The organism is Diaphorobacter sp. HDW4B, assembly GCF_011305535.1.
In the GTDB taxonomy this organism is placed as follows: Bacteria; Pseudomonadota; Gammaproteobacteria; order Burkholderiales; family Burkholderiaceae_C; genus Diaphorobacter_A.
In genome coordinates this window covers 3,501,244-3,525,080 of record NZ_CP049905.1, presented here as the reverse complement: position 1 = coordinate 3,525,080, position 23,837 = coordinate 3,501,244, and the positions used below count along the sequence as shown (strand labels likewise).

23 protein-coding genes are annotated in these 23,837 nt (G+C 62.5%); 16 read left to right on the top strand and 7 right to left on the bottom strand.

Annotated elements, in window-relative coordinates; all coding sequences use genetic code 11:
• Positions 1–14: 14 nt before the first annotated feature.
• Positions 15–275, bottom strand: coding sequence for a glutaredoxin 3 (gene grxC, locus G7048_RS16160; RefSeq protein ID WP_166069124.1), 261 nt, complete (start codon positions 273–275; stop codon positions 15–17).
• A gap of 101 nt (positions 276–376) precedes the next feature.
• Positions 377–784, bottom strand: coding sequence for a rhodanese-like domain-containing protein (locus G7048_RS16155; RefSeq protein WP_166069123.1), 408 nt, complete (start codon positions 782–784; stop codon positions 377–379).
• A 73-nt stretch (positions 785–857) separates the two neighbouring features.
• Here G7048_RS16155 and gpmA point away from each other — a divergent pair, with 73 nt between their 5' ends.
• The 4 genes from gpmA to G7048_RS16135 all read left to right on the top strand — a co-directional run bounded on the left by gpmA (position 858) and on the right by G7048_RS16135 (position 4,902).
• On the top strand, positions 858–1,601 hold the full coding sequence (gpmA, locus tag G7048_RS16150) for a 2,3-diphosphoglycerate-dependent phosphoglycerate mutase (RefSeq protein WP_166069122.1): 744 nt from the start codon (positions 858–860) through the stop codon (positions 1,599–1,601).
• 274 nt (positions 1,602–1,875) lie between these two features.
• On the top strand, positions 1,876–3,315 hold the full coding sequence (locus G7048_RS16145; RefSeq protein ID WP_166069121.1) for a S41 family peptidase: 1,440 nt from the start codon (positions 1,876–1,878) through the stop codon (positions 3,313–3,315).
• A gap of 276 nt (positions 3,316–3,591) precedes the next feature.
• Entirely contained in the window at positions 3,592–4,362 is a 771-nt protein-coding gene (locus G7048_RS16140) for a HesA/MoeB/ThiF family protein (protein ID WP_166069120.1), read from the top strand.
• A 141-nt stretch (positions 4,363–4,503) separates the two neighbouring features.
• The gene (locus G7048_RS16135) at positions 4,504–4,902 is read left to right on the top strand and encodes a response regulator (protein ID WP_166069119.1); all 399 of its coding nucleotides are present in this window, start codon (positions 4,504–4,506) and stop codon (positions 4,900–4,902) included.
• A gap of 86 nt (positions 4,903–4,988) precedes the next feature.
• Here G7048_RS16135 and G7048_RS16130 read toward each other — a convergent pair whose 3' ends face one another.
• Positions 4,989–5,621: a response regulator transcription factor gene (locus G7048_RS16130; RefSeq protein WP_166069117.1), complete on the bottom strand. Its 633-nt coding sequence runs from the start codon at positions 5,619–5,621 to the stop codon at positions 4,989–4,991.
• 318 nt (positions 5,622–5,939) lie between these two features.
• Between G7048_RS16130 and G7048_RS16125 the strand changes: the two genes are divergently transcribed.
• The 4 genes from G7048_RS16125 to G7048_RS16110 all read left to right on the top strand — a co-directional run bounded on the left by G7048_RS16125 (position 5,940) and on the right by G7048_RS16110 (position 9,472).
• Positions 5,940–7,286 carry a CHASE3 domain-containing protein gene (locus G7048_RS16125; protein ID WP_166069116.1) on the top strand — a complete coding sequence of 449 codons (1,347 nt, stop codon included), beginning with the start codon at positions 5,940–5,942 and terminating at the stop codon, positions 7,284–7,286.
• Positions 7,287–7,450: 164 nt separating this feature from the next.
• The gene (locus G7048_RS16120; protein WP_166071004.1) at positions 7,451–7,615 is read left to right on the top strand and encodes a DUF1328 domain-containing protein; all 165 of its coding nucleotides are present in this window, start codon (positions 7,451–7,453) and stop codon (positions 7,613–7,615) included.
• A gap of 106 nt (positions 7,616–7,721) precedes the next feature.
• Positions 7,722–8,129 carry a DUF883 family protein gene (locus G7048_RS16115; protein ID WP_166069115.1) on the top strand — a complete coding sequence of 136 codons (408 nt, stop codon included), beginning with the start codon at positions 7,722–7,724 and terminating at the stop codon, positions 8,127–8,129.
• Positions 8,130–8,266: 137 nt separating this feature from the next.
• The gene (locus G7048_RS16110; RefSeq protein ID WP_166069114.1) at positions 8,267–9,472 is read left to right on the top strand and encodes a putative zinc-binding metallopeptidase; all 1,206 of its coding nucleotides are present in this window, start codon (positions 8,267–8,269) and stop codon (positions 9,470–9,472) included.
• On the opposite strand, the gene G7048_RS16105 is transcribed toward G7048_RS16110, so the two are convergent.
• Positions 9,445–11,688 carry a FepA family TonB-dependent siderophore receptor gene (locus tag G7048_RS16105; protein ID WP_166069113.1) on the bottom strand — a complete coding sequence of 748 codons (2,244 nt, stop codon included), beginning with the start codon at positions 11,686–11,688 and terminating at the stop codon, positions 9,445–9,447. The two genes, G7048_RS16110 and G7048_RS16105, sit on opposite strands and share 28 nt — an antisense overlap.
• Before the next feature lie 165 nt (positions 11,689–11,853).
• On the opposite strand from G7048_RS16105, the gene G7048_RS16100 reads away from it, so the two are divergent.
• The gene (locus tag G7048_RS16100; protein WP_166069112.1) at positions 11,854–12,837 is read left to right on the top strand and encodes a siderophore ABC transporter substrate-binding protein; all 984 of its coding nucleotides are present in this window, start codon (positions 11,854–11,856) and stop codon (positions 12,835–12,837) included.
• Positions 12,838–12,891: 54 nt separating this feature from the next.
• On the opposite strand, the gene coaD is transcribed toward G7048_RS16100, so the two are convergent.
• Both coaD and G7048_RS16090 read right to left on the bottom strand, forming a co-directional pair.
• The gene (coaD, locus tag G7048_RS16095) at positions 12,892–13,392 is read right to left on the bottom strand and encodes a pantetheine-phosphate adenylyltransferase (protein ID WP_166069111.1); all 501 of its coding nucleotides are present in this window, start codon (positions 13,390–13,392) and stop codon (positions 12,892–12,894) included.
• 48 nt (positions 13,393–13,440) lie between these two features.
• Positions 13,441–14,421: a DMT family transporter gene (locus G7048_RS16090; protein WP_240933002.1), complete on the bottom strand. Its 981-nt coding sequence runs from the start codon at positions 14,419–14,421 to the stop codon at positions 13,441–13,443.
• 160 nt (positions 14,422–14,581) lie between these two features.
• On the opposite strand from G7048_RS16090, the gene G7048_RS16085 reads away from it, so the two are divergent.
• Both G7048_RS16085 and G7048_RS16080 read left to right on the top strand, forming a co-directional pair.
• Positions 14,582–15,532 carry a LysR family transcriptional regulator gene (locus G7048_RS16085; protein WP_240933001.1) on the top strand — a complete coding sequence of 317 codons (951 nt, stop codon included), beginning with the start codon at positions 14,582–14,584 and terminating at the stop codon, positions 15,530–15,532.
• 197 nt (positions 15,533–15,729) lie between these two features.
• A complete protein-coding gene (locus G7048_RS16080; protein WP_166069110.1) occupies positions 15,730–17,448 on the top strand; it encodes an AMP-binding protein in 1,719 nt (572 codons plus the stop codon).
• 45 nt (positions 17,449–17,493) lie between these two features.
• Here the strand turns inward: G7048_RS16080 and G7048_RS16075 are convergent, their stop codons facing one another.
• A complete protein-coding gene (locus G7048_RS16075; protein ID WP_166069109.1) occupies positions 17,494–18,147 on the bottom strand; it encodes a TetR/AcrR family transcriptional regulator in 654 nt (217 codons plus the stop codon).
• Between the two features lie 153 nt (positions 18,148–18,300).
• Here G7048_RS16075 and G7048_RS16070 point away from each other — a divergent pair, with 153 nt between their 5' ends.
• The 5 genes from G7048_RS16070 to G7048_RS16050 are packed head-to-tail and all read left to right on the top strand — an operon-like array spanning position 18,301 to position 23,793.
• The gene (locus G7048_RS16070) at positions 18,301–19,104 is read left to right on the top strand and encodes an SDR family NAD(P)-dependent oxidoreductase (protein WP_166069108.1); all 804 of its coding nucleotides are present in this window, start codon (positions 18,301–18,303) and stop codon (positions 19,102–19,104) included.
• Between the two features lie 15 nt (positions 19,105–19,119).
• The gene (locus G7048_RS16065; RefSeq protein ID WP_166069107.1) at positions 19,120–19,833 is read left to right on the top strand and encodes an OmpW family protein; all 714 of its coding nucleotides are present in this window, start codon (positions 19,120–19,122) and stop codon (positions 19,831–19,833) included.
• Positions 19,834–19,866: 33 nt separating this feature from the next.
• Positions 19,867–21,009, top strand: a complete 1,143-nt coding sequence (locus G7048_RS16060) for a DUF5938 domain-containing protein (protein ID WP_166069106.1) — start codon at positions 19,867–19,869, stop codon at positions 21,007–21,009.
• A gap of 43 nt (positions 21,010–21,052) precedes the next feature.
• Positions 21,053–22,612: an AMP-binding protein gene (locus tag G7048_RS16055; protein ID WP_166069105.1), complete on the top strand. Its 1,560-nt coding sequence runs from the start codon at positions 21,053–21,055 to the stop codon at positions 22,610–22,612.
• On the top strand, positions 22,609–23,793 hold the full coding sequence (locus G7048_RS16050; protein WP_166069103.1) for a lipid-transfer protein: 1,185 nt from the start codon (positions 22,609–22,611) through the stop codon (positions 23,791–23,793). Before G7048_RS16055 ends, G7048_RS16050 begins: the two co-directional genes overlap by 4 nt.
• Positions 23,794–23,837: the final 44 nt, after the last annotated feature.

The window sequence follows — 23,837 nt, the reverse complement described above, 5'->3', positions numbered from 1 at the left end:
ATCGCCAGATTTTTTTACGCGCCTTGCAGCAGTGGCATCAAACCGCCACGGCCATCCAGCGCAACGAGGTCATCGTGACCGCCCACATGGGTGTCGCCGATGAAGATTTGCGGAACGGTACGCTGGCCGGTGATTTCCATCATCTTCACGCGCTCGTCGGGGTTGGTGTCCACGCGGACTTCCTCGATCTGCTCGACGCCCTTGGATTTCAGGATCTGCTTGGCGCGAATGCAGTAGGGGCAGACGGCGGTGGTGTACATCTTGACGGCTTGCATGGGGTGTTCCTTTCAGTTGTAGTTGTGACGCGAGGGGCGGCAACCGGATGGCTCAGGCCGCCTCGCATGGTGACGCACATGGGGGCGCAGATGAAGGCGCTTTACGCCTTTTCAACCGGCAGCGAGGCTTCGCGCCAGGCGGTCAGGCCACCGGCCAGCGCCTGGGCGTTGTCGTAGCCCAGCTTCTTGGCCACACCTGCTGCACGGCTGGCGCGCGCGCCCTTGGTGCACACCAGAATCACCGGCAGCGCCTTGTTCTTGACGACCTGCGGCAGCTTTTCTTCGAGCTGGCCCAACGGTACGTTCCTGGCGCCCTTGACGTGGCCCGCCGCGAACTCCTCAGGTTCGCACACATCGATAACCATGGCCTTTTCGCGGTTGATCAGCTGGATCGCCTGCGCGGTCGAGAGCGCGCCGACACCTCCGCCCCTGAACATGGGAACGAGCAGCATCGAGCCGGAAATCAGGGCAATGAGGATCAAATACCAGTTGTCTAAGATGAATTTCACGAACGTCCTTGGGATTGGCAAACCCGACAATTCTAGAATGATGGGTTTTGGCCTGTTCCTTCGAGGGTAACCCATGCACAAACTGGTACTGATTCGCCACGGCGAATCCACTTGGAATCTTGAGAATCGCTTCACCGGCTGGACCGATGTCGATCTCACACCGACTGGCGTCGAACAGGCAAAGAATGCCGGTCGCCTGCTCAAGGCCGAAGGCTACGAGTTCGATCTGGCCTACACCAGCGTTCTCAAGCGCGCCACCCGCACGCTGTGGCTCACGCTCGACGAAATGGACCGCACCTGGCTGCCCGTCGAGCACAGCTGGCGCCTGAACGAGCGCCACTACGGCGGTCTGCAAGGTCTGAACAAGGCGGAAACCGCCAAGCAGTATGGTGACGACCAGGTTCTGGTCTGGCGCCGCAGCTACGACACACCTCCTCCAGCGCTGGAAGCCACCGACCCACGCAGCGAGCGCGGCGACATCCGCTACGCCAACCTGAAGGACGGCGAAGTGCCGCTCACCGAATGCCTGAAGGACACCGTGGCCCGCGTGCTGCCGTTCTGGAACGACGACATTGCCCCAACGATTCGCTCGGGTAAGCGCGTGGTCATCGCCGCCCACGGCAATTCCATCCGTGCGCTGGTCAAGTATCTGGACAACATTTCGGACGACGACATCGTCGGCCTGAACATCCCCAACGGCATTCCGCTGGTCTACGAGCTCGACGACGACCTCAAGCCGATCCGCCACTACTACCTGGGCGACGCCGAAGCCGCCGCCAAGGCCGCTGCTGCCGTGGCTTCGCAAGGAAAAGCCTGATCTTTGGCGCGCCGACGTGGGTTTTCCGACCGGCGCGCTTGAAGAGCCCTTGTTTCCAGCGGGAAAATCCCCAGCTTGCGTCACAATGGTTGTCTTTGCGCCTGATTGCCAGTGTTTTATGCTGAATTCACTCGCAATCGAGCGCATCGATCGCATTCGAGTTGCCGCTGCTGCGGGAGGCGCGCAACAAGTTGTCAGGCAATGGGAACCCCGGGAACTGTCCGAGGTCAATACCGTACTAAGATGGTAATAGTTCGGTCAAGGTGACATATATATGGGCCAAAAACTCAAAATAGCAGGTTGGATTTCCGTCGGCGTCTTCGCTGGCGCGCTCACCACGGTGTCTTTGCAGACCGTGGCGCGCAGCGGCATGACTCCGCTGCCACTGGAGGAAATCCAGCAACTGTCGGCGGTTTTTGGTCTGATCAAGACCGATTACGTCGATCAGGTCGATGACCGCAAGCTGATCACCGATGCCATCTCCGGCATGGTCTCCAGCCTCGATCCGCATTCCCAGTACTTCGACAAGAAGTCGTTCAAGGAATTCCGCGAAGGCACGAGCGGCCGTTTCGTGGGCGTGGGCATCGAGATCACGCAGGAAGACGGCCTGATCAAGATCGTCTCGCCGATTGAAGGCTCGCCTGCCGATCGCGCCGGTCTCAAGACCAACGATCTGATCACCAAGATCGACGACACGGCCGTCAAGGGCCTGTCGCTCAACGACGCCGTCAAGAAGATGCGCGGCGAACCCAACACCAAGGTGACGCTGACCATCCTGCGCAAGGATGAAAGCCGCACCTTCCCCGTGACCATCACGCGCGAAGAAATCAAGACCCAGTCCGTCAAGGCCAAGATGGTCCAGCCGGGTTATGCGTGGGTGCGCCTGTCGCAGTTCCAGGAACGCACGGTCGACGATTTCGTGCGCAAGGTGGACGACCTGTACAAGCAGGACCCCCACATCAAGGGCATGGTGCTTGACCTGCGCAACGATCCGGGCGGCCTGCTCGACGCAGCCGTCGCCATCTCCGCCGCCTTCCTGCCCGAGAACGTGACCGTGGTGACCACCAACGGCCAGTTGCCCGAGAGCAAGTCCGCATTCAAGGCAGCGCCTGAAGACTACGCACGCCGCGGCAGCGATCCGCTGCGCAGCCTGCCCGCCGGACTCAAGAAGGTTCCGCTGGTGGTGCTGGTCAACGAAGGCTCGGCCTCGGCCAGCGAAATCGTGGCCGGTGCGCTGCAGGACCACAAGCGCGCCACCATCATGGGCGCGCAGACCTTCGGCAAGGGCTCGGTACAGACCGTGCGTCCGCTCGGTCCCGACACCGGCATCAAGCTGACCACCGCCCGCTACTACACGCCAAGCGGCCGCTCCATCCAAGCCAAGGGCATCGTGCCCGACGTGTGGGTTGACGAAACCGCCGAGGGCGATCTCTACGCTTCCCTGCGTCCACGCGAAGCCGATCTGGAGAAGCACCTCTCCAGCGGTCAAGGCGAGGAAGTCAAGGACGCCGCACGCGAAAAAGCGCGCGAAGAAGCCATGAAGCGCCTGGAAGAAGAGTCCAAGGACAAGGAAAAAGCCAAGAAGGACAAGCTGCCCGAGTTCGGCTCCGACAAGGACTTCCAGCTCAACCAGGCCATCAACCAGCTGCGCGGCGTGACCGTCCTGGCCAGCAAGTCCAAGACAGAACGTCCAGAAGCCAAGAAAGAAGAATGACGCAACGCGCAAGCGATGCCAGACAAAAGGCCGGTTCCCCCGGCCTTTTTCCTGCCCGATCGAAAATGCAGGGATAGACGGTTCCGGTTTTCAAACAACACCCTCAGCAGCGAGCACGATGTTTGAACCCCCAACCACAATGACGAGACAGGCCCTCAGGCTAGGCGTGAAGCCGCAGACAGTACTCATGTACGGCAAGGCTTCGACAACGACGCATGAGGGCCTGTATCGTCACCTCCGCACGACCAGCGAACCAAAAGCCCAAAAGACAAACAGATGAACGACGACCAACTACTGCGCTACTCGCGTCACATCATGCTGGACGACATCGGGATCGAGGGGCAGGAACGCATCTTGTCCGCCCACGCCCTTGTCATCGGCGCGGGCGGCCTCGGCTCTCCCGTCGCCCTGATCCTCGCCGCCGCAGGCGTCGGCACGGTCACGCTGGTCGATGACGACGAGGTCGACCTCACCAACCTGCAGCGCCAGATCGCCCACACCACCGAGCGCGTGGGCATGGACAAGGTCGAGTCGGCCCGCGCGGCCATGCTGGCCATCAATCCGGGCGTGAACGTCCGCACGCTCAAGCAACGCGTGGACGGTCAGGCGCTGGAGCACCTGGTGCAGTGCGCCACCGTCGTGCTCGACTGCACCGACAACTACAAGACCCGCCACGCCATCAATGCCGCCTGCGTGCACCAGCGCAAGCCGCTGGTCGCGGGCGCAGCCATCCGCATGGACGGGCAGATCAGCGTGTTCGATCCGCGCCAGGACGCTTCGCCCTGCTATGCCTGCCTGTTCTCGCCCGACGACGAGTTCGAGGAAGTGGCCTGCTCGACCATGGGGGTGTTCGCGCCCATGGTCAGCATCATCGGCTCGATGCAGGCGGCCGAAGCGCTCAAGCTGATTGTCGAAACGGCGGGCCCGTCGCTCAGCGGGCGGCTGTTGATGCTCGACGGGCGCAGCATGCACTGGACCGAAATGCGCACCGCCCGCGATCCCGAGTGTCCGGTCTGCGGCGCTTCGGAAAAAACTACCGACAAGTAGGAACTTTCCCACGCAGCAAGCCAGTGGGCACTGGCAGAATGACATTCACTGGGCACGTAAAGTAGCCACTGCGCGTTTCGCCGATTCCCGGCCCGCAAAAGAACGCGACACATCGGGATATCGAATTCATCTTGGGCAGACGTGAAATTGCGCACTTACATCGTTGAAGACAACGCCACGATTCGCGAGAATCTGATTGGCACGCTGGAGGAGCTCGCTGACGTCCAAGCCATAGGCACGGCCGAAACGGAGGACGCCGGCAAGGCTTGGCTGACCGCCAATCCGGCCGAATGGGATCTCGCCATCATCGACCTGTTCCTGCGCCAGGGCAGCGGCTTGGGCGTGCTCGAAGCCTGCCGCAAACGCAACAAGACCCAGAAAATGGTCGTGCTCAGCAACTACGCCACACCCGACGTGCGCATGCGCTGCGCGCAATTGGGAGTCGATGCGGTGTTCGACAAGTCCAACGAGATCGAGGCGCTGGTGGACTACTGCATCGAGCATGGCCGCAATCACGTCGACGTCAACCGGATCTCCTGACTGCGCAGTCTTGTTCAATGAAAAATGCTCTGACGCGTTGAGCGTGCAGAGCATTTTTCATTGAGCTTGGGCCCGTGGCCAGCGGATCAATCGATCAGCTTGTTCTTGAGGGCGTAGTAGGTCAGGTCGCTGTTGGACGACAGCCCCAGTTTTTCCATCAGACGCGTGCGGTACGTGCTGACCGTCTTCACGCTCAGCGACAGCGACTTGGCGATGTCGCCCGCAGTCTCACCACGCGCCAGCTTGAGGAACACCTGAAATTCGCGCTCGGACAATTGCTCGTGTGGCGGTGCATCATCCTTGCGGTTGAGTTGCTGCGCGAGCAGGTCGGCCACGGCTGGCGTGAGGTAGCGACGGCCCAGCGCAATCGTGCGAATGGCCTCGATGATTTCCTTGGGGTCGCATTCCTTGTTGAGATAACCGCTCGCGCCCTGGCGAATCAGGTTGATGGCGTAATGCTCTTCGGGGTAACCGCTCAGAATGAGAATGCCCATGTTCGGCGCCTTGGCGCGAAGCATGGCCAGCGCGTCCAGACCACTTTGACCGGGCATGGCCAGGTCCATCACCAACACATCCACTTCCTGTGCGCGAATGAGATCGATGGCTTCACGGCCATTGGCGGCCTCGCCCACCACACGCAAATCGACATGCTCCGACAGATACTGTTTGAGTCCCGAGCGGACAATCGCGTGGTCATCCACGATTCCAACTTTGATCATTCGGATACTTTCCAATCAGTTGCTACTGATTTGATAAGTGAACTAGCGACTAATATTGATCCCGAGGGACCCTCTGCACAAATCAAATCGACGCATGCCAGCGCAGCCTCGGGCGGTCTTCCGCGTTGAAAATCCTCGGGATAGCTACGGCTATCCCTGCGGTTTTCGCCTTGAATCCCATCCCGATCTGCTTCTGGCTGCTTGACGATCGATTTGTGCAGAGGATCCCCGGTTCATTACTTAGTCAATTGGATGATGCCACGGAACAGTAAGAATTGATCGGTGTTCCATCGAAATGTGTTACGAGGATTAACATTCATGCGCAAGTTTCCGTTCTCGAAAATGACCGTCAACATGTTGCTGGCGATACTGGCCGCAGTGGTGTTGGTCGCCATCAATGAGGCGGGATACATCAGCTCCAACGCCGCCATTCAACGGCTGGAGCAGGCCCAGAACACGCGCCGAGCACTGGATCGGCTGGTGCGCGAAATGCTCAGCGTAGAAAGTGGTTTGCGCGGATATCTGTTGACCGGCAATTCGCAATACATCGAGCCCTATGCCGAAAGTGCCAAGGCGATCGGTAGCAACGTCGCCGAGCTGCACGGGCTGCTGCGGGAGTTTCCCGAAGACAGCAGCGACTTCACCGACCTGTCCAACCAGATCGCCCGACGCCTTTCCGAGCTCGACCTGAGCCTGCAACTGCGCCGCAACGGCAACGAGGACGCGTGGCAGTTCGTGGTGACCACCGATGTCGGGCTTCGGCACATGGAGGCCATCCGCGCCACCTCGCAGCGCATGATCCAGCGGACGATTCAACGCGCCGACGACTCCAACGCCGCCATCATGCATTCGCTTCGGCTCTCGCGCATCGGCATTGCCGCCGTGGCCGCCATCGGCCTGCTCGCCTTCTACATGTATCTGCGCAAGGCCCAGGCACTGCAGGAAGTCAGTGATCGGGAAAAGGAAGCACAGGCGCATGAGCGCGACCAGTTGGAGCAGCTCGTGCGCGACCGCACGGCCTCGCTCGGCAAGCTCGCCACGCACTTGCAGCAGGTGCGCGAAGAGGAGCGCGGCCATCTCGCCCGCGAATTGCATGACGAGCTGGGCGCGCTGCTCACGGCCGCCAAGCTGGACGTGGCGCGGCTCAGATCGCATGTGGATGTCAATGCGCCGGACGTCGCCGCGCGCCTGAATCATCTGGTGCAGACGCTCAACACCGTCATCGCGCTCAAGCGGCGCATCATCGAAGACCTGCGCCCGTCGTCGCTCTCGAACCTGGGGCTCACCGCCTCGCTGGAGATCCTGACGCGCGAATTCGGCGAGCGCTCCAAGCTCCACATCGACGTCAGCCTGGAGCCCGTGCAGCTGTCCGATTCGTCACAGCTCACCGTTTACCGTTTGATTCAAGAATCCCTCACCAACATTGGCAAATACGCGAACGCCAGCAAAGTGCTCATCACCGTGCACGACTACCCCACGCATGTGACCGTGCAGGTGCGGGACAACGGCAGCGGCTTCGACACCCACATGATCTCGCCCACCGCACATGGGCTCGCGGGCATGCAGCATCGGGTGGAAGCGGCGGGCGGGCGGCTCGCCGTCACCTCCTCGTCCGGCGAAGGCACTCTCGTGTCGGCCACGCTGCCGCACAGCACGGGGCAGTGAGCTCTCGTCGATCCGGTGGGGACTAGGCCAAGTCCTACAAGCGTTGGGCCCCCTTACTGTCGCTTTGCGTCATGAGCGGGAAATAGAGTTGTCCTTCCACCAGCCAGGCTTGCGTACCTTCAGATACGCAAGATGATCTGGAGAATTTGGAGAGGATGAAAAAAATGCTTCATTACGCAGTAGTATTTCTGGTGATTGCACTCGTTGCCGCCCTGTTCGGATTTGGGGGAATTGCCTCGGGTGCAGTTGGTATTGCGAAGATACTGTTCTTCGTTTTCATCGTGATTGCGGTCATCACCTTCGTCATGGGACTGATCAACCGCAAGTGACCATGAACCGGAGAACGGAATGCGATATCCGGTCTCCAATCCGTCACTGCAATGGCATTGCGCGAGGAGCGCGCGCCACTGCAGAACTACAACGAAAGGATATTCAATGAGCGATTTGCAAAAGGCTGCAGACAAAGTGACCGACGCCGCCAAGGGCGCTGCCGAAGACGCGCTGGACTCCGCCAAGGAAGCGGCCCGCAGCACACGCCGTGCAGCCAACCGCGCACTGGACGACGCCGAAGAAAAGCTGGACGAGTGGGACGAGCAACTGCGTGCAAGTTCGCGCATTGAAGATCTGGCCGCTCGCGCACAGGATTTCGCCAACCGCGGCATCAACTACATGGCTGACTCCAGCCAGCGTGCGCGCCGCCAGTTCCACCAGGCCGCCGACGCCACCAACCAATATGTGCAGGAGCAACCTGCCAAGTCTCTGGTGATTGCAGCCGCCGCCGGTGCCGCTGCCGCCGTGCTGGTCATGCTGGCACGAGGCGGTGGTCGTGGCGACGATCGCTGAAGTCTGTTGCACTCTGAATGCAGGGCCTGCGCGCCCTGCCACACCTGATCCGCAATGCCACAGCCCCTCAAAGGTTGTGGCATTGCTGTTTTCCCGGTACTGATTTTTTCACCCGGCCACGACACAATCCACCCACCATGCGCTTATTCCATTGCGGCCACTGCGGCTTTCTGGTGTTCTTCGAAAGCTTCCAATGCGTGCATTGCGGGAGCACGCTGGCTTTCGTGCGCGAGCATGTGGACGTCGTCGCGCTGCAACCGGCAAGCGAAGGCGGCGACCTGTGGGAGCGCCGCCTGCCGCGGCCGGGTCTGGGCGTCACGCACGAGAACACCTCCAACGCAGGCGTGAGCGAAAGCGAAGAGCCCTATCTGCGCTACCGCATGTGCGCCAATCGCACGCGTTATCAGGTCTGCAATTTCGCGCTGATCAACACACCACAGACACCCCACGACGCGCTGTGCCCCGCATGCCGGCAAACGCGCTTGCTGCCCGATCTCTCCGAGCCGCTCAACGTCAGGCGCTGGGGTCAGATCGAGGCCGCCAAGCGACGACTCTTCTACATCGACGTGCGGCTGGGACTGGTGCACCTGCCGGGCGAAGTCGGGCCGATCTTCGAGTTTCTGGCCGATCTGCCGGGCTCCATGCCGGTGCTCACCGGACATGCCTCGGGCCTGATCACGCTGAACATTGCCGAGGCCGATGACGACGAACGCGTGCGGCGCCGGGTCGCGTTCCACGAGCCCTACCGCACGCTGCTCGGCCATCTGCGACACGAGATCGGTCACTATTTCTGGGATGTGCTGATCGCGCGCGGCACCGGCCATCGGCTGGAAGAATTTCGCACGCTGTTCGGCGACGAACGCCACGATTACGGTCAGGCGCTGCAGGACTACTACGCCCGCACGCCCGTGCCCGATCATCTCTGGCAGAACACGCACGTGAGCGCCTATGCCACAGCCCATCCGTGGGAAGACTGGGCCGAGACCTGGGCGCACTACCTGCATCTCGTGGACTTGCTGGAAACCGCCAAGAGCTTCGACACGCAGATCAATGTGCCCAGTCCCCTGGGCGATCAACACTTCACGACCATCGATCCGTTTCTCATGCCGCCGCCGCCGTTCGAGAGCATGCTGTCGGCGCTGGTGCCGACCACGCTGCTGCTCAACAGCCTCACGCGCAGCCTCGGGCAGATCGACGCCTATCCGTTTGCGCTGAGCGCGCAGGCGCAGAAGAAGATGCGCTTCGTGCACGAGGTCGTGTCCGAGCGACGCGTTGCGCGCGCCGCCCAGATGACCTCATCGATGCATGGGAACACTCAGAATTTGCCGGTCAGCGACACGTAGTACGAACGGCCCGGTTCGTTGTACGTGGCCGCGCCACCTGCCGAGTTCGATGCCGTGCGGAACAGGCGCTTGTCGCCGATGTTGTTCACGCCGAAGTTCATCGACAGCTGCTCCTTGATCTTGTATTGCGCGCCCAGACCGAAGGTGGCGTACGAGCCCAGTTCGGTCAACGAAGCGCCGGTGGCCGCCGCGCCGCCGGTGTTGATGGTGCGTGGTTCCTGACGGCCATAGAACGTGGCGAAAGCCTGTGTGGACCACACCGGCGTCACGCGCCAGTCCAGTGTCGAGTTCACCGTGTACTTCGGAATTACCGACAGTGGCTGGTTGTTGGCCTTGTTGTGGTTCTTAATCATGTAGGTGAAGTTGTTCACCCACTTGAGCGTGTCGCCACGATTGCCTAGCAGCGGCACCGTCAAGTTGCCTTCCAGACCCCGCACCACCGCGCGGCTGGCGTTCATCCACTGGAACACCTGCGTGGTGCCGACCACAGCGGACGTGCCGTCGTTCATCTCCGCGTAGATCTTGTTCTTGTAGTCGTTCTGAAAGTAGCTCAGGCTCGCGTCCAGACCTGCACCATCGGTGAACGCCACCCCCAGCTCCTTGTTCACGCTGGTCTCCGCCTTCAGGTCCGGATTGCCACGGATGTAGCAGCCGCCACCCATGTTGGGCGAGCTCAGCGGGCAACCGTTGCCGCGTGTGTAGTACAGGTAGTCGACGTTGGTCTGGTACAGGTTGGGGGCCTTGAACGCACGCGCCACGCCACCCTTGACCGACCATTGCTCGCTCAGGTGATAGGTCGCGTTCACGCTCGGGCTCCAGTTGCTGCCCGCCTGGCTGTGGTGATCGAAACGCAGGCCCGGTGTGAAGACCAGGTTCTTGACCGGCTCGAAGTTGTCTTCCACATAGAAGGCCCAGGTCTGCGCATCCGACTTGCCCGAACGCGTGCCACTGCCGGTCAGTCCGGCAATGCTGTCGCCGGAACCGCTGGTCGACGATTGCGCATTCGCGCCCGGATCGTTGAGCTTCTCGTTGCGGTACTCGAAGCCCGACGTCAGCATGTGGCGCTGGCCACCGATGTTCAGCGGCGTGTTCACTTCGCCGTTCAGAAAATAGTTGTTCAGTCTGGAGGTCACCATGTTGGCCGAATCGGTCGACGTGATCGATCCTTCCGGGCCACCCGCCAGGCCCACGGGATACTGCGAACGGCGCGTGTTCTCGGACTGGAACACGAGGCGCGACGTGCCCCAATCCCACTTGCCGCGATGCGTGAGGCCCACGGTGTTGCGATGCGTGATGTTGGTTTCCTGACCCAGCAGCGCCTGCATGTTGGCGGCGTTGGTGTCGCTGTTCATCAGGCGCTCGCCCGCGTAGATGTTGCCCTGGCGGCTGGTGCCCGCTTCGAACTCCAGCACTTGCTGCGGTGTCAGGTCCCAACGCAGCATGGCGTTCAGATCGCGGTTGCGCACGCCTTCGCGGCCTGCCGGTGCCAAAGAAAGATCGGAGACATGGCTGTTGAGCGAGGTGTCGTCCGCATCCGTCTTGGCCATGTTGCCGAACAGACGGAACGACAGGTTCTCTGCCAGTGGGCCCGCCAGGTTGAAGCTCGCACGCTTGGTGTCGCCCTCTTCCGAATGCTGCGGCTGGCTGGTGTAGACCGTGACCGATCCCGACAGCTTGTCGGTAGGCTTCTTGGTGATGATGTTGACCACGCCGCCCGCAGCGCCTGAACCATAGCGCGCAGCTGCCGGGCCACGGATCACTTCGATGCTGTCGATCGCCTCGACCGGCACCCAGTTGGAATCGCCGCGCGTGTCGCGCTCACCGGTGCGGCCCATCTTCGATGCATTGCGTGACTGCACGGGCTTGCCGTCAATCATGATCATCGTGTTCTCCGGGCCCATGCCGCGCAGATCGATCTGGCGGCTGTTGCCGAACTGGCCCGAGGCCGAGTTGCCAGTCAGGTTCACGCCCGGCATGGTGCGGATCAGCTCGGACAGGTCGTTGGCGGGTGGACGCTCGGTCAGCTCCTCCTGCGTGATGATCGAAACGCCGAGTGCCTGCTTGAGTTCCTGTTCGGCGGTTGCGCGGACAGTTGTTTCTGGAAGTACCACTGCGGTTGCGGCTTCGGTCGGTGCAGTTTGGGCACTGGCCAGACCGTGCACACCCAAAGCGATAGCACTCAAGGCAAACAACGTATGGCGATGCGAGATGGACATGTTTTCCCTCAAAAACGAAAATGCAAATAGAATTCATTCTTATTACAACAATCCAGCGATACTGTGTCAACGCAAGCCATCTTCAATGACAAGTTATTTGTCAACCAGATGAACTTGTGCACAAGTTTCTCAGTGCTCTATTTCAACGACATCAGAAAGCCCGCCATGACCACGAATTCCACACCCCGCCCGCTCACCCGTCGCGAAGCACTCACTTGGGCTGCAGCCCTTGGTACAACTGCGTTTCACGGTCTGACGTCGGCCCAAATCAACCCGAGCCCGATGGAAGTTCAGCATGCCAAGGGAACGGTCCGCATCGCCGCACAACCACGCAACGTGGTGACCTATGACCTGGCCGCTTTGGATGCATTGCAAAGTTTGGGATTGCCCGTTGCAGGCGTACCACGCGCTGCCTTTCCGCAGTACCTGCAAGCCTTTGCGGATCATTCGAAGTACCCGGTGGCAGGCAGCCTGTTCGAGCCCGATTTCGATGCGCTCAGCCAGATCCGCCCCGACCTGATCCTCGTCGGAGGCCGCTCCGCTGCCCGCAGCGAAACGCTCTCGCGCATCGCCCCCACGCTCGACATGAGCACGCGCGGCGCGCATCTGCTTGAAGACATGGGCCGCAACGTGCAGACGCTCGCCGCGCTCCACGGCAAGCAACGCGCGGGCGAGCAGTTGATGCAGCAGGTGACCGAGGAGATCGCCGCGCTCAAGCCCATCACCGCCAAGGCGGGCCGTGGCCTGCTGGTGCTGGCCATCAACGACAAACTGAGCGCGCAGGCGCCCGGCTCGCGCTTTGGCCTGCTGCACGATGTGCTCGGCGTGCAACCCGCCCTCGCCGCCGACAAGGTGCCTGCGCGCGGCCAGTCGTTCACGATGGAAGACATCGCCCGCATCGACCCCGACTGGCTCTACGTCATCGACCGCAACGCCGCAACCGGCTCGGCCGCTGGTGGTGGCGTTGCCATCCCATCGCAGAAGGTCTTCGACAACGCCACCATCCGCGCCACCACGGCAGGCAAGCGCGGCCAGGTGCTGTTCCTCGATCCCAAGGGCTGGTACCTGATGGGCAGCGCCGGCCCCACGTCCATGATCCACAACGTGCGCCAGATTCGCGCGGCGCTCACCGCTGCCCAGCAGGGCTGAAAATGAAAACAGACCCCTCGGGGTCTGCCTTCATTCTTCAAACGCTTCAACCGTTCACGGCTTCTTCAACAGCGCCAGCTTTTCGTTGAGCTTCTGCTGCACGTTGTCCGAGACGAACTTGTCGACCTCGCCGCCCAACGTGGCGATCTCGCGCACGAAGGTACTGCTGATGAACTGGTACTTGTCGCCCGGCGTGAGAAACACGGTTTCCACATCGGCCATGAGATGGCGGTTCATGCCTGCGAGCTGGAATTCGTAGTCGAAGTCGGTGACCGCGCGCAAACCACGCACCATGGCCTTGCCGCCGCGCGCCACCACGAAGTCGCGCATCAGACCGTCGAAGCTCTCCACGCTGACTTGCGGCCAAGGCTTGCAGGCCTCGCGCACCATGGCCATGCGTTCTTCGAGGTTGAACATCGTCTTCTTGTGATGGCCCGCCGCCACCGCCACGATCACGCGATCGAACAGCTGGGATGCGCGGCGCACGATGTCCTCATGCCCGAGCGTGATCGGGTCGAACGTTCCTGGATAGATGGCAAGCACGTTTTGCGCCATGGATGTGAATCTCCTTCGGGCGCATTATGCATTGCACTGCAGCATGTTTCAGCCTCTGGCTGCACGCAGCTCGCTGATGCGGTAACCGGCAATCGCGGCCGCAATCATCGCAATGCCCAGCCACTGCCAACCATCGGGCCGGATGCCGAACCACAGCAGGTCCACCGTCAGCGCGATGGCCGGGTAGATGAAACTCAGAATCGCAATCGCCGCCGCGCCCAGCCGCTGGAACGCGCCGTACATCAACACATACATCACGGCCGTGTGCACCAGCCCCAAGGTGGCGATGCAGATGAGCGTCTGCGCCAGCGGCACTGAAGCAGAGCGCCATGCTGCGCCGCCCAGCAACATCGGCAAGGCCCACAGCGCCAGCACCGCGCCGCCCGCCGTCATCTGCAGCATGGCGGTCTGCGCGGGCGGCACCTGCTTGACGCGCCGCGTGGCCACCACCGTCAACGTGTAGAGCGCGGCGGCCAGCAGACTCAGCAGCACGCCGTAGATCACGGCCTGCCCGTGCGAGGCGGCAGCCGTCTGCGCCACTTGCATTTGCTGCATCTCGTGCACAACGCCGCTGCTGAGCACGACACCCGCCAGCGCCAGCACCATGAACGGCACGCGTCGCCAGCCGATCACCTCGCCACCGAGAGCCGACACCAGCACCAGAAAAAACGGCTGCACGTGATAGACCACCGTCGCAATGCCGATGCCCGCAAACGCGTAGGCATGGAACAGCGCCACCCAGTTGATGACCAGCGCCATGCCGCCCACCGCCATCCACAGCAGATCGCCGCGAGCCAGCGTCATCCACTCACGGCGCGCGGTGATCCACAGGCCCAGCGCCAACGCGCCGATCACGCAGCGCGACAGCACCACCAGTTCCACGGGCAAGCCGCTTTCGATCACGAACAGGCCGATGGTGCCCGACAGCGCCATCGCCAGCGCCATGCGCCAGACGCCGCCCGTGCGCGCTGTGCTGGCTGCGTTGCTGCTTGAAATCCGGGGGCTGAAAGTGCTCTGCGTGCTGCTCATGGTGTTCTTCATCCTCGCTGCCCACATTGGCAGCGCCTTGGTTTTGCTGGATGATGTCGCACATCGACAGAATCAACAATGACTGCCGCAAACAAAGATTTGTTGATTCCACTTCAACAGTGACCCGCCCTTCACGTTGCGCCAGACGCACTGCATGACCATGAACTACGACGCCCTGCCGCTGGCCGATCTGGAGGTTTTTGCGCATGTCGTCGAGCGCAGCGGATTCGCCGCCGCCGCGCGCGAATTGGGGTTGACGACTTCGGCCGTGAGCCGCAGCGTGGGCCGGTTGGAGCTGCGCCTTGGCGTGAAACTGCTGCATCGCACCACCCGCGCGCTCTCGCTGACCGAGGTGGGTGCCGAAGTGCATGAAGCCTGCCAGCACATGCTGCAAAGCGCCGAAGAAGCCGTGTCGCTGGCATCGGCCCATCGCCAGCAACCGCAGGGCATGCTGCGCATCAGCGCGCCCGTGGTGTTCGGCGATCTGTGGCTCGCGCCGCTGCTGCCCCACTTTTGCAGCCAGTGGCCTCAAGTGCATGTACAGCTCAGCATGAGCGATGCGATGGTCGATCTGAATGCGCAAGGCATCGATCTGGCCATTCGCATCTCCACGCACGACGCGCTGCCGCAGTCGCTGGTCGCGCATCCGCTGCGCGAGGTGCGCTATCTGCTGGTGGCGCACCCTGACTATCTCAAGGCGCATCCCGCGTTGAAGTCGCCCGCCGATCTCGCCGCGCATCGCTGCATGACGCTGGGCTACGGCGCGTTTCAGAACACCGTCGAGTTCATTCCTGCCGATGCGACGGATGCGTCCGTTGCGCCGCCGGTCAAAGTGCGGCTGAACACCCCGCTCACCATCGCCAGCAGTCTGGGCCTGCTGCAAGCCTTGCGCTCCGATGCGCAGACCGGCATCGGGCTGGTCGTGGATTTCGTGGCGGAGCCCGCCATCGCCACCGGCCAGCTCGTGCAGGTGCTGCCGCAGTGGCAGCTCACCGGCAGCTACGCGCCGCGCATGGCCTATGCGGTGCATGCGCCCGGCCCGCGCATTCCACCCAAGCTGCGGGCGATGCTCGACTTTCTCAAATCAATCTCGAAACCCGTTGCTGGCTGACAGACAGCGGCTTTCTTGCCCGCCAACAATCAGCCCGGCACGGGTTTGTCATGCCGTGGAATATCTGGCGCTTTTTGCAACCAGCGTTGCGGTAAGCGTGCCTCTGCGTGCGACCCAATCGCTCTACATTCAAGGTATCTCGCAGCGCTTTGGCGCATGCACGAAGGTTTGAAGAAGATCCAAGGAGACCAGCGCCCATGTCACACATCAGCCCCGAACAATCGCGCGACGCATTCCTCGCCGCGCGTGATTTTCTGCAGAAGCACCGCACCGACTACGACCGTGCCTACCGGGAATTCCGCTGGCCGGAGCTGGGCGAATTCAACTGGGCGCTCGACTACTTCGACCACATGGCGCGCGGCAACGAAGCCACGGCGCTACACATCGTCGAAGAGGATGGCAGCCAGACAAAGCGCAGTTTTGGCGAGATGAGCGTGCGCTCCTCGCAGGTCGCCAACTGGCTGCGCGCGCTGGGCGTCAAGCGCGGCGACCGCGTGCTGCTCATGCTGGGCAACGAGCTTGCGCTGTGGGAGCTGATGCTCGCGTGCATCAAGCTTGGCGCGGTGATGATTCCGGCGACCATGCTGCTCACCGCCGACGATCTGCAGGATCGACTCGATCGCGGCAGCGTGCGCCACGTGATCGTCGCGAGCGCACACACCGACAAGTTCAGCGGCCTCTCGGGCGAGTACACGCGCATCAACGTCGGTGCGCGCCAGGAAGGCTGGCACTCGTTTGCCGATGCCGACCAGCACGCCAAGGCCTTCACCGCCGAAGGCCGCACATTCGCCAATGATCCGCTGCTGCTGTACTTCACCAGCGGCACCACGTCCAAGCCCAAGCTCGTGCTGCACACGCACCAGAGCTACCCCGTCGGCCACCTTTCCACCATGTACTGGATCGGCCTGCAACCGGGCGGCGTGCATCTGAACATCAGCTCGCCGGGCTGGGCCAAGCATGCATGGAGCTGCTTCTTCGCGCCGTGGATCGCGGGCTCCACCATTTTCATCTACAACTACGCACGCTTCTCCGCCAAGGCCCTGCTGCAGGCCATGCAGGACCACAAGGTCACCAGCCTGTGCGCACCGCCCACCGTGTGGCGCATGATGATCCAGGAAGACCTGAGCCAGTGGCGCGAAGGCCTCACGCTGCGCGAAGTGATCGGCGCGGGCGAGCCGCTGAATCCCGAAATCATCGACCAGATGCAGGATGCCTGGGGCCTCACTTTGCGTGACGGCTTCGGCCAGACCGAGACCTGCGCACAGATCGGAAACACGCCCGGCCAGAAGCTCAAGCCCGGATCGATGGGCCGCCCCCTGCCCGGCTACGACGTGGTGCTGCTCGATGTGGACGACAAGGAAAGCACTGAAGGCGAAGTCTCGCTGCGCCTGTCGCCGCGCCCCACGGGCCTGATGGTGGGTTATGAAGACAGCCCCGAGAAGACTGCGCAGGTCATGCGCGAGGGCTACTACCACACGGGCGACACCGCCGAGCGCGATGCCGATGGCTACATCACCTTCGTCGGTCGTGCGGACGATGTGTTCAAGGCCAGCGACTACCGCATCAGCCCGTTCGAGCTGGAAAGCGCCTTGATGGAGCATGACGCGGTGGCCGAAGTCGCCATCGTGCCGAGTCCCGATCCCGTGCGTCTGGCCGTGCCCAAGGCGTATCTGATCCTCACCACCGGCACGCATCCGAGCAAGGATCTGGCCAAAGACATCTTCGTGTTCGCGCGCGAACGCCTTGCGCCCTACAAGCGCATTCGCCGCATCGAGTTCGTCACCGAGCTGCCCAAGACCATCTCGGGCAAGATCCGCCGCGTGCAACTGCGCAAGGACGAGGTGCAGAAGGTGCAGGCCGCAGAGCGCGGCGAGCATGAATTCTTCGAGGATGATTTTCCGGGACTGAAGGGCTGATCGGCCCAACGCGGCCGCTCAAGCACACCGGCCTGAAGGCAATCTTCAGGCCTTTTTCTTGCTCGTCTTCTTGGCGACGGGCTTGGCCTCGGGCTCCTGAATCAGCTGCTTGACGAGCAGGCTGGTGCTTGCCTGCAGATCCACCAGCGCGCTTTGATCGCCTTGCAGATACTTCTGCAGCGCGTGCTGGAACACGCCATCGAACATCGCGTAGGCCACCTCGCTCGATGCACGAACGGGCGCATCGGCCAATTCGGAAAACCGCGTGAGCACGCGCCAGATCATGTGTTCGAGGCTCTTGTCGATGGCCAGCACATCGTCGCGCAGCGCCTCTTCGAACATCGCCTGCGAGCGCAGGTCATACCACAGGCGATGCATCGACGTCTCGTCACGCAGCGTCTCGGCCATCTTGTCGCAAAAGCGTTCCAGCAGTTCCGCATAGCTGTGCGCATCCGCCGAGACCGTGTCATAGCGCGTGACGCACACCGACTTGTACTGGCGCACGCTGCACAGGATCAGATCCACCTTGTCGGAGAAATAGTAGTGCAGCACGCCGTGTGAATACGGCGAGTTCTGGGCGATCTCGCGCAGGCTGGTGCGCGCATAGCCAAGCGTTGCCAAGGTTTCAAGCGTCGCCTGACCGAGTTCGGCTCGGCGCTCGTTGAACTTGTCGTCGCGGGTACGTGGAAGGGCTGACATGAGGTGGATTGTAGGGTCTAACGAAAGATTTAGACAATCGTCCAGCGCATTTTGACAAATGTCCAAATTTTTCTTGACGACTGTCCAAAACTCAAATTACAGTTACCTCGCACTTCTTGACAAGTGTCCAAAATTCCTCAAAAGGAGACAAACGTGAATGCTCATGATCTGCAAGGCCGCAAGGCCCTGGTTACCGGTGGCGCGCGTGGAATCGGCGCAGCCATTGCCCAAGCCCTCGCTGCGGCCGGTGCATCCGTGATGATCGGTGACGTGATGGAAGACACCGGGCGCGAAACCGCCAGTGCGCTGGCGTCCAATGGCACCAAGGCGGACTTCGTGCGACTCGATGTGACCGACGACGCCAACTGGGCCACGGCGGTGGACGCCACGATTCGTTCACTCGGCGGCTTCGACCTGCTGATCAACAACGCGGGCATCGAGATCACCTCGCTGGTCGCCGAGATCGACCCCGCCGATCTGCGCCGCATGCTCGATGTGAACGTCGTCGGCACCGCGCTCGGCATGAAGCACGCGTTCCGCGCCATGCGCCCAGAAGGCGCTGCTGGGAAAGGCGGCGCGGTGGTCAACATTGCCTCGGTCGCGGCCACCATCGCCTTCCCCGGCATTGCGGGTTACTCGGCCACCAAGTCGGCTGTCGATCGTCTGACACGCGTGGGCGCGATGGAGTCCGGCAAGCTCGGCTACGGCGTGCGCGTGAACTGCATCTACCCTGGTCTGGTGCCCACCATCATGGGCCAGAAACTCGCGACCGACGTGGTGGCCGCAGGGCTCTTCCCGTCCGTCGAAGCCGCCATCGGCGCAGTGATCGAACAGACACCGCTGGGCCGGTTGGGCGAAGTGGGCGACATGGCCGACGCCGTGGTGTTTCTGTCCAGCGACGCTTCCCGCTTCATCACCGGCGCAGGTCTGTCGGTGGACGGCGGCATGGGCATGTAAGCCAAGGAGATGCACATGATCACCCCACGATTCACCGTCACTCGTTCGTTCGCGCCACTCGCTGTGGCCGCGTTGATGGCAGCCACGCAGATGAGCGCGCATGCCGAAACGCCGCAGAACTCGATCCAGCTCGGCGCAGCCCGTGCCATGTTCAATGTCGACTCCGGCAACATGTGGGGCCCTGCGGGCACCACGCCGGACGGCATCAAGACGGATGTCGGCAACAAGACCGTGGCCGCGATGGTTTTGGATCGCCGCATCTCCGGCCCCTGGTCCGTCACGCTGCAAGGCGGGCTGCCGCCCATCCTCAAGCTCTACGGCGCAGGCGTCGCGCAGCCCATGGGCCAGATCGGCACCGTGCGCGCGTGGTTTCCGGCGGTGATGGGCACCTACACCTGGGATGCCACGCCCAGCTTCGCACTGCATGCGGGTGCCGGTCTGCACTACACCTTCTTCACCGATGGCTCGCCCAACGCCACCTATAACGCAGGCTTTGGCGGCACCAGCAGCCGCGCCAAGTTCTCGCCCAACCTGGGCCCCATCGTGAAGGTGGGCGCGACATGGAACATGGACCAGAACTGGTTCCTCGACCTTTCCTACAGCCGCTACTGGATCAAGACCACCGCCAAGATCACCACCAACACCCCCGGCGTCGGCGACATCGAACGCCGGATCAAGGTGCGCGCCGATCCCGACGTGCTCTCGTTCACCGTGGGCTACCGCTTCTGATTTCTTTCGATCATCCAAGGAGACATTCACATCATGACCAACAACGCCAACAACAAAAAACCCGTCATCGTCTACGGTGCCAGCGGCTACACGGGCCGCCTCGTTTGCGAATATCTGCGTGAATACGGCATTCCCTTCATCGCCGCAGGCCGCAGCAAGGAAAAGCTGGATGCGGCCATGCAAGCCAATGTGCCGGGTGTCGAGACAGCCGTCTTCGACGTGGTCGCCGTCGAACACAGCGTGGCCGCGCTGATCGAGCTGTTCCGTGGTGCCAAGGTGGTGATCAACACCGTCGGCCCGTTCGCCAAGTTTGGCCCTGAAGTGGTCGAGGCCTGCCTTGCCACCGGTTGCCACTACACCGACACGACCGGCGAGCAGGACTGGCTGATCACACTCGACGAGCAATGGGGAGAGAAGTTCGCGGCCAAGGGTCTGCTGCTCTCACCAGGCATCGCGCAGATGTACACCAACGGCGAAATCGCCGCCCAGTTGTGCCTTGAAACGCCGGGCCTCGACACGCTGGACATCGCCGTGTTCTGGGGCGGCAGCCCGACGATTGCCTCCACGCAGACCATCCTCGTGAACGCGGCCACGTCCAAAGCGTTCTATCTGGAGCAGAACCAGTACAAGGAATGGCAACCCGACGCGGGCCTGTACCAGCTCTCGATTCCCGGCCAGCACGAGGTCGCTCTCGCGCTGCCATGGGGCGGCACATCGCACCCGGTCTGGTTCAAGCGCGATCCGCGCGTGGCGAATGTGAAGGTGCTGGGCGGCGTGTTCAACAAGCCTCTGATGCTGGGCGTTCCCAAGATCGTCGAGGCCGCACTCGAAGCGACCAAGGACATGAACACCGAAGACCGCTACAAGGCGCTCGCGCAGACCGCCGCCGGCGTGATGAACGTGATGCCGCCGCGCGAGAATCCGCGCATCAACAAGTCGGTCGATTCGGTGCATGCCTCCGGCCCGCTCGGTCGCGCGCACTGCGTCATCTACGGCAACTGCAACTACAAGCAGACCGGTCTGCTCAACGCCTTCGCCGCATCGTGGCTGCTGCAACAACCACCCAAGCGCGTGGGTTTCGCATCCGGTTGCCAAGCCTTCGGTCACCATGAGCTGCTGGGTGCGTTGCGCGCCTTCGGCCTCGTGCAGCCGCCCATCCTGACCGTGCACAACTGATCCGCGACGAACGCGTTGACCCCACTACAAGGAGCCTTCTGCCATGCGGCTGATTGACTATCTCGACAAGGGCGCGCAGCTCGGTCCGGCACAGCCGTGCCTGACCATGGGCGACGCCAATCTGAGCTACGACGACGTGCAGCGCATCAGCTACCGCGTGGGACGCGGCCTGCAGGCAGCGGGCATTGCGCCGGGCAGCAAGGTGGCGGTGCTCTCCAGCAATCACTCCACCGCGTTTGCGTGCGTGTTCGGCATCTCGCGCGCAGCGGCGGTGTGGTGCCCGATCAACCCGCGCAACGAGGCGTCGGAGAACCGCCACGTGCTCGACGCGTTCGACTGCGAGTGCCTGATCTTTCACAGCAACTACGCACCCATGGTCGAGCAGATGCGCGAGCAACTGCCCAAGATCCGGCTGTGGATCTGCATCGACCAGGCCCTGCCCTATGCGCGTTCGCTCGACGAGTGGCTGGACGGCGTGAGCGACGCGCCGCTGGAGGTGCAGCCCATCGACGATCTCGCCATGATCGCCGGAACGGGCGGCACCACCGGCCTGCCCAAGGGCGTGATGCTGTCGGGCACCAATCTCGAAACCATGACCGCACTCACGCTCATGGGCTACCCGTTCGAGGGCCGTCCGGTCTATCTCGCGCTCGCGCCGCTTACGCATGCGGCTGGCGTGCTGTGCTTTCCCATCATGACGCTGGGTGGTCGCATCATCGTCATGCAAAAGCCTGATATGAGCGACTTCCTCGCGCTGGTGGAACGGCACCGCGTCACGCACACTTTTTTGCCGCCCACGCTGATCTACATGCTGCTCGCACATGAGCAACTGGCGAGCGCCGACCTGTCGTCGCTGCAATGCTTCTGGTATGGCGCAGCGCCGATTTCTGCGGCCCGGCTCGAAGAAGCGCTCACCAAAATCGGCCCCGTCATGGCACAGCTTTTCGGACAGACCGAAGCGCCAATGATGATCTCGATGATGGCGCCCAAGGACCATTTCCACGCCGACGGCAGCATCGCGCGCGAGCGGCTTTCGTCTGCAGGCAAACCCGGCCCGCTGGTGCAGGTGGCCACGATGAGCACGGACGGCACGCTGCTGCCCGTGGGCGAGACCGGCGAGATCGTGGTGCGCAGCTCGCTCGTGATGATGGGCTACTACCAGAACGCCGCGGCCACGGCTGAAGCGGGCGCGCACGGCTGGCATCACACGGGCGACATCGGACGCGTCGAGTCCGACGGCTATCTCTACATCGTCGATCGCGCCAAGGACATGATCATCACCGGCGGCTTCAACGTCTACTCCGTCGAGGTCGAGCAAGCGCTGCTGCAGCACCCAGAAGTGCATGAATGCGCCGTGATCGGCCTGCCCGACGACAAATGGGGCGAGCGCGTGGTCGCGGTGATCCAGCCGCACGCGGGCAAGTCGCCGGATGCGGCGCAGGTACAGGCCTTCGTGAAGTCGCTGATCGGCAGCGTGAAGGCACCCAAGCAAGTGGAAATCTGGCAAGATTTACCGCGCTCGAAAGTGGGCAAGGTGCTCAAGCGCGACATCCGCAGCGCGCTGCTGCAACGCCTTGCCGATGCAACGGAGACCAAACCATGAGCACAGCAGTTTGCGTGGCCGGTGTGGGCATGATCGCCTTCACCAAACCCGGCTCGAACGAGCCCTACCCGGCCATGGCGGCCGAGGCCACGCGGCTTGCGCTGGCCGATGCGGGCATCGCCTACACCGGACTGCAGCAAGCCTATGTCGGCTATGTCTACGGCGACTCCACCGCTGGCCAGCGCGCGCTCTACGACGTGGGCATGACGGGTATTCCCGTCTTCAACGTCAACAACAACTGCTCGACCGGATCGACGGCGCTGTTTCTTGCACGTCAGGCGATTGCCTCGGGCGCGGCGGACTGCGTGCTCGCGCTCGGCTTCGAGCAGATGAAACCCGGCGCACTCGGCACGATGTTCAATGACCGCCCGAGCCCGTTCGACGCCTTCGACCGCAAAGCCGAAGAACTGGTCGGCATGCCCGAACTGCCGCTTGCGCTGCGCTACTTTGGCGGCGCAGGCAAGGCCCACATGGACCGCTACGGCACGCCGCTCGAAACCTTCGCCAAAGTACGCGCCAAAGCCAGCCGCCACGCCGCCCGCAACCCGCTCGCCCTGCTGCGCAAGGAACTCAGCACGGAAGACGTGATGAACGCCCCCATGCTCTGGCCCGGCGTGCTCACACGGCTCATGGCCTGCCCACCCACCTGCGGCGCAGCGGCGGCCGTGCTCGTGTCCGAATCGTTTGCGCGCAAACACGGCCTGCGCACCGACGTGCGCATCACCGCCCAGGCCATGACCACCGACACGCCCGACAGCCTGCAAGGCAACGACATGATGAAAGTGGTCGGCTACGGCCTGTCGCAGGCCTCCGCAAAGCAAGTCTACGAACAGACCGGCGTCGATCCCTCGGACGTGAACGTGGTCGAACTGCACGACTGCTTTGCACAGAACGAAGTCATCACCTACGAAGCACTGGGCCTGTGCCCGGAAGGCGGCGCAGAAGCCTTCGTCAACGCAGGCGACAACACCTTCGGCGGCCGCGTCGTGACCAACCCATCCGGCGGCCTGCTGTCAAAAGGTCACCCGCTCGGCGCAACGGGCCTTGCGCAATGCTACGAACTCACCCACCAACTGCGCGGCAGCGCGGGCGACAAACAGGTAGACGGCGCACGCATCGCACTTCAACACAACCTGGGATTGGGCGGCGCCTGCGTGGTGACGATGTACCAGACCGCATAGCCAGCAAAAAAGCGGAGAGCAGAGAGCGCAGAGCCCTCACCCCA